Genomic DNA, 16,236 nt, shown 5'->3' with positions numbered 1-16,236 from the left:
TACCTGTTGTGAGTCCTGTATCAGCATCAAACACTTCCCAATCTACTGTAGTAGCTAAAGTAGTGACAGTAAAGGTTACTGTACCGTTAGTATCTCCAAAACAATCTGCAGGATCTGTACTATCAATCACAACATCAAATCCTGGGGGATCTACTACTGGAACAGCTTCAAAATATCTACATCCAGAAGAGGTGTCAATAATTTCAAATACATAAGGAGTACCATAATCTAAACCTATAAATTCATGTCGTGTTTCATTTCCAAAAGCATTTGGCAATGGAGTATTTACTCCACCTAAATTTCCATTTAAAGTTTCGTATGGCGGTATTGTAGATATGGGAGGGGTAGTTCTAAATTCATTAATTAAAAATGGCCCTTCTCCTCCTGTTACTGTGATTTGATACGTTGCACCAGAAGAACAATCTGTTGGAACTGGAGTAACATCAAAATTCAAATCAAAAGGAGGTTGTGTCACAACAAATGGACCTATACGATTACTACATCCATCAGAACCTATAATATCAACAAAATATGAATCTGGATCAAGAAGATCAAATGTTGGCCCGACTCCTACCAATAAATTTTGGGGATTAGTCGTTGTTCTTGTATTTTGAGTTAAATCACTATTCAATAACACATAAGTATAATCTGTTATACCTGCAGAACCTCCTGTAGCAGGATTCAATACAATGGTTCCTGTTACGTTCGTAGAACAATCTATATTGGTAATCGTGTTAATTGTAGCCGTTATTTCTGGTGACTCTGTTATCGTAACCGGTATATTGGCACTAACACATTCTTTTGAATCTCTGATTTCAAAAACATAATTTCCAGCAGCCAAACCAGTAAAGGTAAGATCCGGCCCAAATACTCCTGCAGGTCCTGGAGAGAGTATTCTTGCTTCAAAAGGACCTTCACCAGCTGTTGGAGTAATCGTAACAGCTCCTGTAGATTCACCAAAACAAAGCACTGGAACAGTAGCTGTAGTGGCAGTTGGGGTAACCGTAGGATTAACAATGATATCTGCTGAAGTAGCTACACAACCAAGACCATCAGTCACTCTAATCTGATATGTTCCTGCCGTATTTACTGATGCCGGAGAAGTAACTCCCGTCTGTGCATCTGGACCTAGAACATCAAAGGTATAGGTAGTATCTCCTCCCGTAGCTGTAAATGATATTGTAGCATCTGGTGTCGCAGAACAATCTAAATCTTTAGTTAAGTTAGCTGTAATAGTCAACTCTGGATTAATCGTGAAGTTAACCGTGTTAGATGAACAAGTACTTCCCGTATTCGTTACTGTAACCGTATGAGCACCTGGTGCCAAATTAGGAATCTCAAAAGTATTCGCCGGTGCCGGACCTGGTAAAAAAGTAACCGCTAAAGGACCGCCGCCATCTAAACTATAGGTAAATGGACCTATTGGTAATGGAACTCCTAGTGTAATTGTAACCCACTGGGTAGCAGGATCTGCAGGGGTATAACACGCATCTCCGCCTGTAGCCAAAGCAATACTTGGAACAACCGTAACCGGAACAATTACCGGCTGACTAACCTCACATGCTAAGGTAGGATCACTATCGTCCCTTACAAAAACAGTATACGTCGCAGCTGCTAAACCACTAAATACATTACTCGATTGGTATGCTGTAATCACTCCTGTACCTGCAGCATCTCTTAATTCATATTGATATCCTCCTCGTCCGCCAACTGCATTCACAGTAATCGTTCCCGTTGGATTACCACAGTCCGCAGCATCTACAACAGGAGTGAAACTTAAGGCAACCGCTGGCTCTGTAATCTCAACAGTAGTACTCGTAGAACAATTTACAGAAGGTGCAGTAAGATTCGTGTCTGTAACCGTAATCGTATATGTACCTGCAGCTAGCGAATTAATAGTTACTGGAGTAACTCCTGCTCCCGCTCCTGGGGGAACAGCTGTAGGACCACCGGTAACAGTATATGTATATGAAGCACTATTGCCAACAGTGAATGATAAGATACCATCACTAGCACCAACACAATTTACAGGTTTATCCTGGGTAGCACTCGTAATCTGTATTTCTGGAATAGTAACTCCTGTAAAGTTACCTGTATTTATACATTGGGTATCACTTCTTCTTGCTCTAACCGTATATGATACTCCATTAGTAAAGGTATAATTTGTCGCTACATCAAAAGCTACACTACCTGTACCAGCTGCTCCACTAGCAGGGTCTGGGGTAACCTCAAACTCATAAAAAGCAGCGCCTGGAAGAGGAAAAGGTAAAGCCGAAAGTACAACATCAACCGTTTGGTTAGAACAATCCTGGTCTCCAGGAGTAATCGTAACACTATCAACCTCTAATAATGGATCGATAACTATTGGGAAACTCTCAACACAACTATCTGTAGGGGGAGTAACCTGATTTCTTATATAAATCGTATACGAACCTGCTGCCGCAAAATCAACCTCAAAAGGAGTAAACGGAACAGTAGTCACAATTGGTGTAAAAGGACCCGCTGGATTTAAACTCCACTCATACGTACCTGAACCACCAGTAATATCAGTAACCTGGGCCTGAGCACCAGAAGTAGCTGTACAACTCAATAATCGAAAATCATCATTGATCGTGGCAACAATTGGATTAGGTGGGGTTAATGTTAACGGACCTAATACTAAATCACAACCAAACTGATCTTCGACAGTAATATTATGCGGTACTGAAGGAGTAACTCCATTAAAAGTATGCGTTACACCTGCAATAGGTCCAAAAATAACTTCTGATGCAGTTCCCTGATCTAATATGTAAGTAAATGGACCTTCTCCTGCAGTTAAAGTAACTGTAATTCCACCATTATCAGTTGGACATTCCGGAGCCATTGGGGTAAGACCACCAGCTAATGCTTCATATGGAGTCACTATAATATCTGCTGAAGTAGCTATACAACCAAGACCATCTGTTACTCTAATCTGATACGTTCCCGCTGTGTTTACCGATGCAGGAGAAGTTACTCCCGTCTGTGCATCAGGTCCTAGAACATCAAAGGTATAGGTAGTATCTCCACCTATAGCCGTAAATTCTATTGTAGCGTCAGCCGTTGGTGCGCAAGTTAAATCTTTAGTCAAGTTAGCAGTAATAGTCAACTCTGGATTAATCGTAAAATTAACCGTATTAGAAGAACATGTGCTACCTGTATTCGTTACCGTTACTGTATGAGCACCAGGTGCCAAATTAGGAATCTCAAAAGTATTTGCCGGTGCAGGACCAGGTAAGAAGGCAACCGCTACCGGGCCTCCACCATCTAAACTATATGTAAATGGACCAACGGGTGCCGGAACTCCAAGCGTAATCGTAATCCACTGTGTCGCAGGATCTGCAGGTGTATAACATGCATCTCCTCCAGTTGCTGCAGCGATGGTAGGTACGGTTGTAACCGGAACAATTACCGGTTGACTAACCTCACAAGCTAATAAAGGATCACTATCGTCTCTTACAAAAACAGTATATGTCGCTGGTGCCAAACCACTAAATACATTACTTGATTGATATGCTGTAATCACTATCGTACCAGCAGCATTTCGTAATTCATATTCATATCCTCCTCGTCCTCCAACAGCATTCACTGTAATAGTTCCTGTAGGATTACCACAATCTGCATCATCTACAACAGGAGTAAAACTTAAAGCAACCAAAGGTTCTGTAATATCAACCGTAGTACTCGTAGAACAATTTACTGATGGTGCAGAAAGACTAGTATCTGTTACTGTAATTGTATACGTACCTGCTGAAAGAGAAGGAATAGTTACCGGAGTAACTCCTGCTCCTGCTCCTGGCGCAACAACTGTAGGACCTGTAACGGTATACGTATATGAAGCACTATTTCCAACAGTGAAAGATAAAATACCGTCGCTCGCTCCAACACAATTTACAGGTTTATCCTGTGTAGCACTCGTAATTTGTATTTCTGGAACAGTAACTCCTGTAAAGTTACCTGTATTTATACATTGTGTATCACTTCTTCTTGCTCTAACCGTATATGATACTCCATTAGTAAAGGTATAATTTGTCGCTACATCAAAAGCTACTGTACCTGTGCCAGCTGCTCCACTAGCCGGGTCTGGGGTAACCTCAAACTCATAAAAAGCAGCTCCAGGAAGAGGAAAAGGTGAAGCCGAAAGGACAACATCCACCGTTTGATTTGAACAATCCTGATCTCCAGGAGTAATCGTAACACTGTCTACCTCTAATAAAGGATCTATAACTATAGGGAAACTCTCAACACAACTATCTGTAGGTGGAGTAACCTGATTTCTTATGTATATCGTATATGAACCTGCAGTAGCAAAATCAACCTCAAAAGGAAGACCAACTACAGCAGTAAATGGACCTGCTGGATTTAAACTCCACTCATAGGTACCTGAACCTCCAGTAATCGCTGTAACCTGTGCCTGAGCACCAGGAGTAGCCGTACAACTTAATAAACGGAAATCGTCATTGATCGTAGCGGTAATACCTGCTGGTGAAGTAAAAGTAATATCTGGAGTAATAACAAAATCACAACCAAACTGATCCTCAACAGTAACCGTATGAGGAACCGTTGGATCTACGTTATTAAATCTCTCGGTTGTATTATTACTTGGACCGATTCTTACCTCTGTGGCAGTACCTGCATCCAAAATATAGGTAAATGGATTCTCTGCAAGACCTGCAGTAATGGTAACATCAATTGCTCCTAAACTACCATTACAATCTGGATTAATTGCAGTAGCTGTAGCCTCAATTGGCTCATATGTTGTTACATTAACACTACCCGCACTAATGGTACAACCATTATCTAAATCATTAATAAAAACAGGATAATTACCTGCAGCCGTAGCTCTAAATTGATATGTTGTTCCTGTTAATGGTACTAATGTTGTACCCAAGAAATCTAATTGATTATTAAATGCAAGATTAGTAGATCCTCCTATTACAGTAACCTCATAGATTGCTATAAATTGATCTGGATCGAATGGTAATGCTGTTGGGTCATAATTTGGATGAGAAATATCATTAAGAGTTGGGTCTGGTTGATATCCTGGGTTACAGCTTAAATCACTTAGAAGTACAACTGTAGCAGAAAATGGTGCCGAAGCTGCTACTACTCTTGTAAACGTTTCAGAACAACTACCATCTGCTGATAAAACCTGTACCTCATAAGTATCAGGTACCAGGCCTGTAAACGTATGACTTGGTGTTGTAGTAGGACCTTCTGTATCTGTAAATGCAGTTGTTGTACTATTGATCGTATACGTATAGTTAATCTGTGAATCTGTTACTGTAATCGAAATTGTTCCTCTACCATCTGGACAAGTAGGCGATGTTACATCAACCACTTCATTTGCATCCAACTCATCCAAAAATACTGCATCCTGAAAAACACAAGCCGTAGGCAGGCCTCCTGTCTGACGAACATTAACTGTATAGTTACCCACAGTTGTTAATCCTGTAAATTCTGGGGAAACCTGGTATGCTGTTGTAGCGCCACCTGGAGCTACTAATTGATATTCATATTCTAGAGAAGAGTTCTGAACACGTAATGTTCCTGGGGTACCACAAATAATTTGACGTACGACAACAAGATCGGGATCAAAATTATTTTGAAATACATTAAAATAAAATGGAATCGTACAACTACTATCAAAAGTAGCTCTTATTCTATATTCACCTGATTGTGCAACTGTATAACTACCAATATCTGTACTTACCTGTACCCAGTCGCCATCACAAGCACCAGAATCTATAATAGGAGTTGGACAGTTAGGATCTCTTGTTACCGTGGGACAAGCGGAAGGATCTAGTCGTTCCCAAACCACTGTTGTACCAGCTGGGAAATTTATTGGAATATTTAGTGTCGTACCTGCACCACATAAAAATATCTCAGGTAATGGTTCTCCTGTAATTGGGCATGGGGTACCCGTTCCTGATGGAGGCCCATCATTTGGCTCACCATTTACATTAGGATTGCTTCCTAAATTACGTGCAATGTCTATAACAGGATTGGTAACTGTAGTAAAACCATCTACAACAAAAGTTTGTTGAGAATCCTGACAACCTGGAGCTCCAGTATTCAAAACAGTATACGTTCCCGGAAGGGTTACTGTTATAGTTTGAGAATTTGGGAAAACAACAGTTGGATCATCTACATAGGTCCAATCATAATTGGTAAAACCATTACCCGCTGTAAGGTCCAAAGAACCAGTACAAATAAAAGCAGGAGTGCTTTCGGTAAAACAAATCCCATCATTAATCAAAACGTTAGATGAACCAACGATATCGAATCGACAGGCATCCTGTTCTAAAATACTGGTTTCACCCGTACGAGTGGTTCCAGAATCAACTCCTGTATATGTCGAGATAGCAACATTATTAATCTGATTAGAACATGCATCCCGTAAATCAGCACAGGTCGCAACAACCTGAACTCCAAAACGGACTGTATGCACTCCTCCGCCACGAACAATAAGGTCATCCGTAATCGTAATATCGATTTCTCGATTTGTTCCATTTGGAGTTGCAACTATGCCGGGATTACTAGTAGTAATACTACCTATAGTAAAATCTACATTGTCGGGAAGTACATCTCTAATTGTAGCCGCAGTAATATCTTCATTTCCCTGATTTTCTATAGTTAACTCATAAAACAACTGATCTGCAAAATTTACCGGATCACCAGTAATGTCCGTTCCAATATCATCTAGTACTCTTTTGGTAACAGTAAGCCTTGGTTCTATAATTTCAATTTGAAATGAATTAAAAAATACACTATAAGCATCACCAGAAGAAGTTGTGGCAAATTCGGCATTAGTTTGATTATTCCCTATAATTGTATTTCCTGGGTTATCAATATTAAATATGTCTGCATCAAAACCGAGAGTATTTTGTGAAGCCGGGGTTCTATTTGTTACATAATTACCATCTATGGTTATAGAACTATCAAAAAAGTTTCCTGAGGGGTTTGCCGGAGTTGTAAAAACGTCTCGAAATGTTCCCCCTGTATCTCGTACCTGGAATATATCTCCTGCAAAAGGTCTGTCTCCTTCTAGAGTAGCAACTGCATATCGAGCACGCACTGGAAGAGGTGCTGGTAACGTTTCAAAGTTTGTATAATTAAACGTTTGAAGTGGGTCACCAGGTGCAATTACTAAATATCCTTGTCTTGTACTTATAAATTTAGCTGATAATGTTGGATCTTCATAAGCCACTACTAATACCCAACCACCAGATATACCATTAGAATTAAAACCTGCAAAACCAGTAGATGCACGCATGTCAGCAATGGTATATGTTCCGTTAGCGTTTCCTGCTCCAAGTCCTTGTACAAAACTTGTAACATCAGCATAACATACGTAAGGAATATCAATTACCGCAGCATCACTTGGATTCCCAGCTGTATTACGATATCCATCATATATCACCTGTGTTTGTGCTGGTGTAATGGTTGTGTAACCGGCCTGACTTTGATGCCTAATTTTAATACTCCTAAACTCTGGTCTATTATCAGGAAACGGTAATCCTGTATATTGTACATTATTACCACTAGGTGTTCTATCAACAAAATATGAGGCCGCCCAATATAGCCCAGCATAGGCTATTCGTTCACAACCAGAAGTCAGATCCAGGTCTGCTGAACTGGAACTAAATGTACTCCCGTCACCATCTATATCAATATATCCAAATGTTCTTTGGTTGTTAAATGTGGTTCCATTATAATTATCATTAGGAGTAAACGTAGTACCTCCCAACGTCTGATTTAATCCGACTATGGCATTACCAATGATTTTTAGTTCTCCATTAATTCTCAGGGTACTTCCAGGAACCTCTCCAAAAGGAACCTGAGCAAATAATTGCGAGCCTATCATTAAAAAAACTAAAATGATGGCAGATTTCAGTCTAAGTTTCATAAGCAGTGTTGTGTTTGTGTTGGGGTATTTAGTCATCATAGTCTCTTCTTACATTTATTGAATTTTCAATATATAAAGATCTCCACCATACGAGTTGTTTACATTAGAGAACAGACTTTGTTTTGCATCATCAAGATTGTCATATCTCTTTAAGTATACGTATATATAGTTATCTTTTGGGTTCCTGAAATATTGAGGCTCCAATCCTTGAGATCGAAGTTTCGCCATTCCTCTCTCGAAATAATTTTCTCTTTTGAAAATATTCGTAATCAAGTAATATCCATTTTCGATATTATGTCCTCCAATAAAGGATAGACTTTCTGTTAATACCGTGTCATCCTTGACTGTATCTTTTATTAGTCTTGTTTCTTGTAATAGTTTCTTATAGGATTCTACTCTACTCTTTGCAATATGTAATATCCACATATCTCCAAAGAATCTATTATCTATACTACTTAAGTATTTCTCTACCGCTTCATCTTTATCAGTATAACTTTCGATAGCAACATATTGGAATTGATTTTCAGGATTAAGAATAATCGTTGAGTTATCAAATCCTAAGTCTTTAAGGGTACTTGAGAATTTCTCTGCATATGCACCACCTTTAAACACATTACCAATTAAGTAATATCCTTCAGCATATCCTGGTATAAACTTAGTAGCAATCTGAGCTTCTGGTCTTGAAGTTTCAGCAAATTTTACAAATCTATTGTTTGCCGTAAGTCTTTTTGAACTAGCTGGGTTATTTTTAGCCTCACCTGCATCATCATCCATATTTACAAGAGATTCTAAAAGTTTATTAAACTCACGCTTATCTACATTTAGACTTGTAGTTAATAATGAATCTCTACGTGCATATATTTTGCTTGTAATTCGACTACTATTATCTAATTCTTTCTTAATCTCATCTAAACCTTCTTCATTTTGATTTTGAGCTGCCGCTGCTGCTGCATCTGCCAATCGCTTCTCTTCTGCTAATCGTGCTGCTTCTGCCGCTGATTCATCTGCCAATCGCTTCTCTTCTGCTAATCGTGCCGCCTCTGCTGCTGCTTCATCTGCCAATCGCTTCTCTTCTGCTAATCGTGCCGCCTCTGCCGCTGCTTCATCTGCCAATCGCTTCTCTTCTGCTAATCGTGCTGCCTCTGCTGCTGCTTCATCTGCCAATCGTTTCTCTTCTGCTAATCGTGCTGCTTCTGCTGCTGCTTCATCTGCCAATCGCTTCTCTTCTGCTAATCGTGCTGCCTCTGCCGCTGCTTCATCTGCCAATCGCTTCTCTTCTGCTAATCGTGCCGCCTCTGCTGCTGCTTCATCTGCTAATCGCTTCTCTTCTGCTAATCGTGCCGCCTCTGCCGCTGCTTCATCTGCTAATCGCTTCTCTTCTGCTAATCGTGCCGCCTCTGCCGCTGCTTCATCTGCCAATCGCTTCTCTTCTGCTAATCGTGCCGCCTCTGCTGCTGCTTCATCTGCCAATCGCTTCTCTTCTGCTAATCGTACTGCTTCTACACGTTCAATTTCTCTTTGTGCAGCTAATCGCTCTTCCTCTTCTTTTTCCTCTGCCACTACACGCTCAATTTCTTTTTGTGCCGCTAATCGCTCTTCTTCAGCTTTCTGTTCTGCTTCTACACGTTCAATTTCTCTTTGCGCAGCTAATCGCTCTTCTTCAGCTTTCTGTTCTGCTTCTACACGTTCAATTTCTCTTTGCGCAGCTAATCGCTCTTCCTCGGCTTTCCGTTCTGCTTCTACGCGTTCAGTTTCTCTTTGTGCTGCTAATCGCTCTTCCTCGGCTTTCTGTTCTGCCTCTTCTATTTCTAACTGCTTCGCTGCAGCAAGGCGTTCTTCTTCTTCTTCTTGTTTAGCAGCTTCTGCTTCTCTTACAGCTTCCTCTGCTGCTATTCTTTCTTCTTCTGCTCTTTCGGCAGAAACTTCGCGTTCTACTTCTCTTTGTGCCGCTAATCGTTCTTCTTCGGCTTTCTGTTGTGCCTCTTCTCTTTCTAATCTTCTTTCTGCTGCTAGACGCTCTTCTTCTTCTGCCTTCTTCTTATTAAGTAGTTTTACCTCTTCTTCTCTCTGTAATTCTAATTGTCTTGCTGCTTCAGCTTCTTTTTCCCGAGCTTCTGCAATCGATCTTTCAAGTTCATTCATCGCCTTTTGCTCCTGACTTCGGGAATCGCCTTTTTGCTCTTGTAGTTCTCTTATTAATTTATTTTGTTCTAAAATTTCTTTTTTCAATCTTCTTATCTCAGAATCCCTTGCTTCATATGCTTTTTGAGTACCTGTTTTAGATCGACTATTTCTTCTTCTTGGTTTTTCTCTTTCAAAATTATAAGCCAGACCTACTTCATGAGTAGCTCCAAAATTACTTGTGTCACCAAAACCTGTTTCATAAGTATATCCTACAGAAACATTTGAAGTGATATTACCTCCAATTCCAACTGAGGCGCCATAAAAACTATTATATCCCGCTTGAGCCCATCCTAATGCCGGTAATTCTACAATCACATTACCTCCATACCTTAAATTCGAATCTCCACCCGTATCAGACAGCATATTAACATACCCCATCCCTCTTATAAGCTTATCTGATCTTCTTTCTAAAGGTCTTGTATACATAACATGACCTCTAATAGCCATATTGTCTGTAAGTAGTTCACTAGATGTAAGATTGTATGCAACAAGATTCGCTGCAGAAACTCCAACATCAAAGTCTAAGTAATTAAAGTTAACACCTGGAGTCAATTGAAAAACAGAGCTGTTTTCAAAATTAAGAATGACAGGATCACTCACTTGGACACCATTATTTAATATTGTACTGGTAGCAGAATCAATATTAGATTTAATCCCGCTTTGAGAAAAACCGAGATTCATACCAAAAGTAAGATTCATATCTCTATCTAACTCTACATTATACGCAAAGTTGGCAATACCTCCAAAGTATCTATAAATACCTTCATTTTGCTGATGTAATCCAATAGAAACTCCTATTCTTTCATCAAAATTTGCGGTATAATTGATAAGATATGTTTGTGGGTTATCATTAAATGATGCCCATTGTGTCTTGTTATATATATTTATTGATTTTTTATTTTCACGCACCAAAGAAAAGGTAGGGTTAAAATAAAATCGATTATATTTCACGAGATTATTGGTAGGAATATCTGTAGGAAGTACACCGTAGGTAATAGTATTTTCATCCTGTCCTTTAAGAAGATTAAAGGATATACATATAATTATTAAAAGTAATTTTCTGACCATAAAACTATCTCATTACCGTTATTGATCCTTTTCTGACTACGGAATTATTTTTTGTTATTATATAATAATAAATAGGATCTTGACCTGAGGATTTTGAATTTTCTGCCGGCCAGTTATTCTGATAACTTACCGAATTAAAATCAACCTCTCCTCTAGAACTATAAATAATAACTTCTACATCTTGTTGATTAAAAAGTGAACTTGGTAATAACCAATTATCGTTAATACCATCACTGTTTGGGGTAACTATATTGGGTATGATCTCTGAACTACCCGCTACATCAGAAATTGTAATTATCTCAGAATCTATAACACAATCTAACAATGTAATTCTCACAAAATATTGTCCTCTGATATCTGTTACTATTTCACTGGTTCCTTGTCCAGTTATAGTCCCGTCACTTGTAGTACCATCTATTATTGACTGATTTTCTCCATCCACAACTCTAAACCATTCATACATATAGTTATTACTTTGCTGCACACTCAATGTAGTTGTTTCACCAAAAGGAATAAATGCCGGTGAAGCATCAATTACAACTACATCTGACAAGAATTCTACTGTTAGTTCATTTGATCGAGCTGTATCAAAAGAAGTACCTCTTAGTGTTGCTTCTAATGCATATACTTCTCCAATGTTATCTTGGTCTACTGTTAGCGTTGTTTCAGTTACTCCTGTTGATTGAGTTTCTAAGAACCATTCAAAGTCAAATAGAGCATATTGTTCTGTAGTAATAGGAACTTCTAATCCTGTAGCAGTAATACCAAATAAATTTTCTAATCCTAAAGTACCCGTGTCTGCATCACAATCTAACAAAGTTGAAATCTGAGTTCGAAAACCAACTGGTTCGAAAACCTCGGTGGTGGCATCCAAAGTATCCATACAAACATCATTTGCAAATACGCTAGCAACATAAACTCCTGGATTAGTTACATCAATAGACAAAGCTCCCGGATCTGTAATCGGAAGCGTGGGTTGAAAAACAATTCCATTCCTAAACCATTGGACTGTACTACCTGCATCTGGAGCATTAGTTGTAATCGACAACGTTAGCGTAGGTTGTGTAGGCAATAACATGATCAAGGGAGGCGGTTGGGTCAAAATATCCGAACCTAAATTAATTACTTCGACAGGATCTGTAGTTACCGAACACGTTTCTGTACCAATTACATTAACTGTATATATACCTGCAAAATTACTCTGCGGTAAATTCAATAAAAAATTATCACTATTAGGAATCAAAACGCCGTCTTTAAACCATTCATAGGTAAATCCAGGATCAGTTACACTTGTACTTAATACCTTAACATCACTTGGGCAGAATTCTTGCGGCGAAGTTTCATTAATTCTAACCGTTGTAGTATTAAAATCTATAACTTCTACAGTGGCAGTATCAAAATTAAAAGCAGGATTACAACTTCCAAAATTTACTTGCACCATATAGGTACCTGTTTGGGTTACGTTTTCTAAATTTGGCCCTGATTCTCCAGCAATTACAGAACCATTAAACGTCCAAATATATTCTGGAAAATCATTTGGTAATGTAGTTAGAGTAGCAGATTCGCCATCACACAAAGCAACCGTATTAGCTTCAATATTAGAGCCAGTCAAGGTAACTCCTACAGAAAAATCAAAATAATAAATAGGAATATTTTCTCTAACCGCACTCAATGTACCTGTTGCTGGTACGCTAACTCTTAAACTATAATTCTCTCCTCTAGATTCTGTTGGAATTGGAAATGAAGGAAATTCAATATCTCCACCAGGGGGAATACCAATAGGGGTAGTGAATCTAGCCAAAACTGCAGCTGGATCTGCAAAAACACCATCTTCATCAGATAATTCTAATACAAATTCGGTCCCAGCATTAAATAAAATATTGGCTTGCGCCACCGCTTCTCGATTGGGTGTATTTTGATTAACACAAAGTATATTTGCCGTAGCTCCACTAATTGAAAATAAGGGTGCAGAGATATCCTGAGCGTCAGCTTTCAGTGAAGAAAATAGAAAGCTGGTCACAATAGCAATTACTGATATTAGGTTAAGTTTTTTTTTCATGACATCACACTTATAATTTAAGGTGAATATGCAATATTAACTTTGCGATTTGGGGCGCTTGTTAATAATATTGTTAATATATTTTTTACCAAGACATAAAATTATAAATTAAATGTTTATATCAAACTAAAATTTCATTTTTTTTTGTAATAATTTTCTGACCTTTAGATTGTTGCTTAATATTACCCAAAGTTAACATCATCTTAAAAGACACTTCAATATACATAAAAAATTGTTAATCAAAGCATTGGGTCAATATAAAAAATCGTTATGTAGTGATAGAAAAGGTTAAAATATCCCCTCTTATGGGGTTAAAAAACAGCAAAAATTCAAAAATAATGAGACAAATTCCCGTTGTTTTGATACATTTTACACAAATAAAATACACCGAAAAAGGCAACTTTTTTCGATGAAGTGTAAAAAAAGTATTGAAGTTCATTTGTTAAAAAGACGTCATATTTCCTTAAAAAAAGATTTATAATTCAAGGAAAAACAATATCATTTTAACACTTTATATCCCCATAATTTCACATATAAAAATTTATCTCATTACGGTTATCGATCCTTTTCTGACTACAGTTTTATTTTTTGTAATCATGAAATAATAAATAGGATTCTGACCTAAAGAACTCGAGTTTTCTGATGGCCAGTTATTCTGATAATTCTTTGAAGTAAAATCAACTTGTCCTTTTAAATTATAAATAATAACTTCAACATCTTGTTGGTTAAAAAGTGAACTTGGTAATAACCAATTATCATTAATGCCATCCCCATTAGGGGTCACTATGTTGGGTATAATTTCAGACGTTCCTCTCTCATTAGAAATTATTATTGGTTTAGAGTCTATTACACAATCCGACAGTATTATTCTTACAAAATACTCTCCTGTAGCGTTAATTTCTACAGAATTTGTCCCCTGTCCACTTACAATATTGTCGCCATTAACTACTATTTGATTTTCTCCATCAATAACAATAAACCACTCGTAAATATAAGAGGCACTTTGTGGGGCGCTTAAAGTAATTGTACTTCCGGGAGGAAGAAATGACATTGAAGGTGTAATTTCAACAACTTCGGATAAAAATTCTACTATCAATTCATTTGATCTTGCTGTATCAAAAGAAGTGCCTGTTAGAGTAGCTTCTAGTGCGTATACCTCTCCTATATTGTCTTGATTAACACTTAATGTTGTTTCTGTAATTCCCGTGCTCTGAACGTCTAAAAACCACTCAAAATCAAAAAAAGGATATTGTTGTATAGTAATAGGAACTTCTAATCCTGTAGCTGTTATACCAAACAAGTTTTCTAAACTCAATATTCCTGTATTATCATCACAATCCAACAAGGTCGAAATTTCTGTTCGAAAACCAACAGGCTCAAAAACTTCTGTAGTTGCTGTAAGTATGTCTCCACAAAAATCGTTTGCAAATACCTCTGCAAAATAGACTCCAGGATCACTCACATCAATAGACAAAGCTCCGGGATCAGTAATTGGAAGCTTTGCTGTAATCGGAACCCTTCCTGCACCAACCATTCTAAACCATTCTATAGTACTACCGATAGAAGGTGCATTAGTTGTTATTGATAAGGTTAATATTGGTTGCGTGGGTAATAACATGATCAAAGGTGGTGGTTGAGTCAAAATATCTGAACCTAAATTAACAACCTCTACAGGTTCTGTAGTTATAGAACAAACATCAGAACCTATTACTTCTACTGTATACGTTCCTCCAAAATTACTTTGTGACAAACTTAATATATAACTATCTTCATCAGGAATCAAAACCCCATCTTTAAACCATTTATATATAAAATTAGGATCATCTATATTCACTTCTAACATTCTAGGAGCACTTGGACAAAATTCCTGCAAAGCAGGTCCTTTAATTTTTATCTCAGTTGTATCAAAATCAAAAACCCTTATACTGCTGCCCGAATTAAAGGCAAAAGAACTTGTACAACTACCAAAATCGATACGTACAAAATATAAACCTTCTTCTGTTATGTTATCCAATATTGGTCCAGATTCTCCTGGAATAATATCTGCATTATTAATATTATCACTATCTGGATTCGCATTAAAATACCAAATATATTTAGGTAAATCATTAGGTATAGCTTGTAAACCAATAGATCCTCCATCACATAGTACATTAGAATCTATTTTGTTCACCACAACACTGTTAGGTGTGTCAAAAAAATAAATAACAATATTTTCTTGTACAGTTCCTATTATATTATCCGCGGGTACACTCACTCTCAAACTATAGTTTTCACCACCCAAGTCTATTGGGATAGAAAATAAAGGGAATTCTATATCACCTTCAAGAGGAATATCAATAGGTGTGGTAAATCTTGACAATACTCGAGGGGGATCAGAAAAAACACCATCTCCATCTGATAGTTCTAATACGAACTCTGTACCAGCAGTAAAAAACATTCCCGCTTTTGCAATTGCACCGCGATCTGGTTGTCTATCTGTAATACAAAGCTTTTGAATAGAAATAGGTGTTCCATCGGTACCTATAAAAATAGGTTTCTCGATTTTTTCTTGAGCCATAACTTTAAATGAAGAAGATATAAAGCAGGTCATGATAATAAATACCATTAGGTTTTTAGAGTATTTCATATTAGAAGGTTATTCCTACAAATTTAAACTCTTAGGTACTTTTAAGGCAGGGCGCTTTGTTAATGTTTTGTTATTTAATGCAATACATAAATAATTGATTATCAGGTATTTAAACGTTGATAAAGAATCAAAAACAGGAAAGATACAGGAAAGATACAGGAAAGATAAATATCGATAAAACAGTATAATTAATGGACATAAAAATTAAAAAACCATAAATAAAATATATAAAAAGATGAATTATACCCGTTGTGCATTTAGAAAAAGTTGCGCAAACTGCTAAAAGGCAGTAAATTGTAGTTACGACACTATAATTCATATGCACAACTTTCAAGCAAATTACGATAAAATACTCAAGGTTTTAAAAGG

General features: G+C 37.6%; 4 protein-coding genes. All 4 read right to left on the bottom strand.

Annotated elements, in window-relative coordinates:
- Nucleotides 1–7,927: hypothetical protein (locus tag FOF46_RS28780; RefSeq protein WP_167571990.1), on the bottom strand; the 7,927-nt coding region annotated here is incomplete at its 3' end.
- A gap of 54 nt (nucleotides 7,928–7,981) precedes the next feature.
- Nucleotides 7,982–11,179 (bottom strand): PorP/SprF family type IX secretion system membrane protein, encoded by a 3,198-nt coding sequence (locus FOF46_RS28775; protein WP_143918914.1) that lies wholly within the window; start codon nucleotides 11,177–11,179, stop codon nucleotides 7,982–7,984.
- A 4-nt stretch (nucleotides 11,180–11,183) separates the two neighbouring features.
- Nucleotides 11,184–13,238, bottom strand: coding sequence for a T9SS type B sorting domain-containing protein (locus FOF46_RS28770; protein WP_143918913.1), 2,055 nt, complete (start codon nucleotides 13,236–13,238; stop codon nucleotides 11,184–11,186).
- A gap of 541 nt (nucleotides 13,239–13,779) precedes the next feature.
- Entirely contained in the window at nucleotides 13,780–15,867 is a 2,088-nt protein-coding gene (locus FOF46_RS28765) for a T9SS type B sorting domain-containing protein (RefSeq protein ID WP_143918912.1), read from the bottom strand.
- Nucleotides 15,868–16,236: the final 369 nt, after the last annotated feature.

The organism is Aquimarina algiphila (assembly GCF_007489275.1).
GTDB lineage: Bacteria > Bacteroidota > Bacteroidia > Flavobacteriales > Flavobacteriaceae > Aquimarina > Aquimarina algiphila.
The sequence above is the reverse complement of the archived record's forward strand: the minus strand, read 5'-3'. Positions and strand labels throughout refer to the sequence as shown.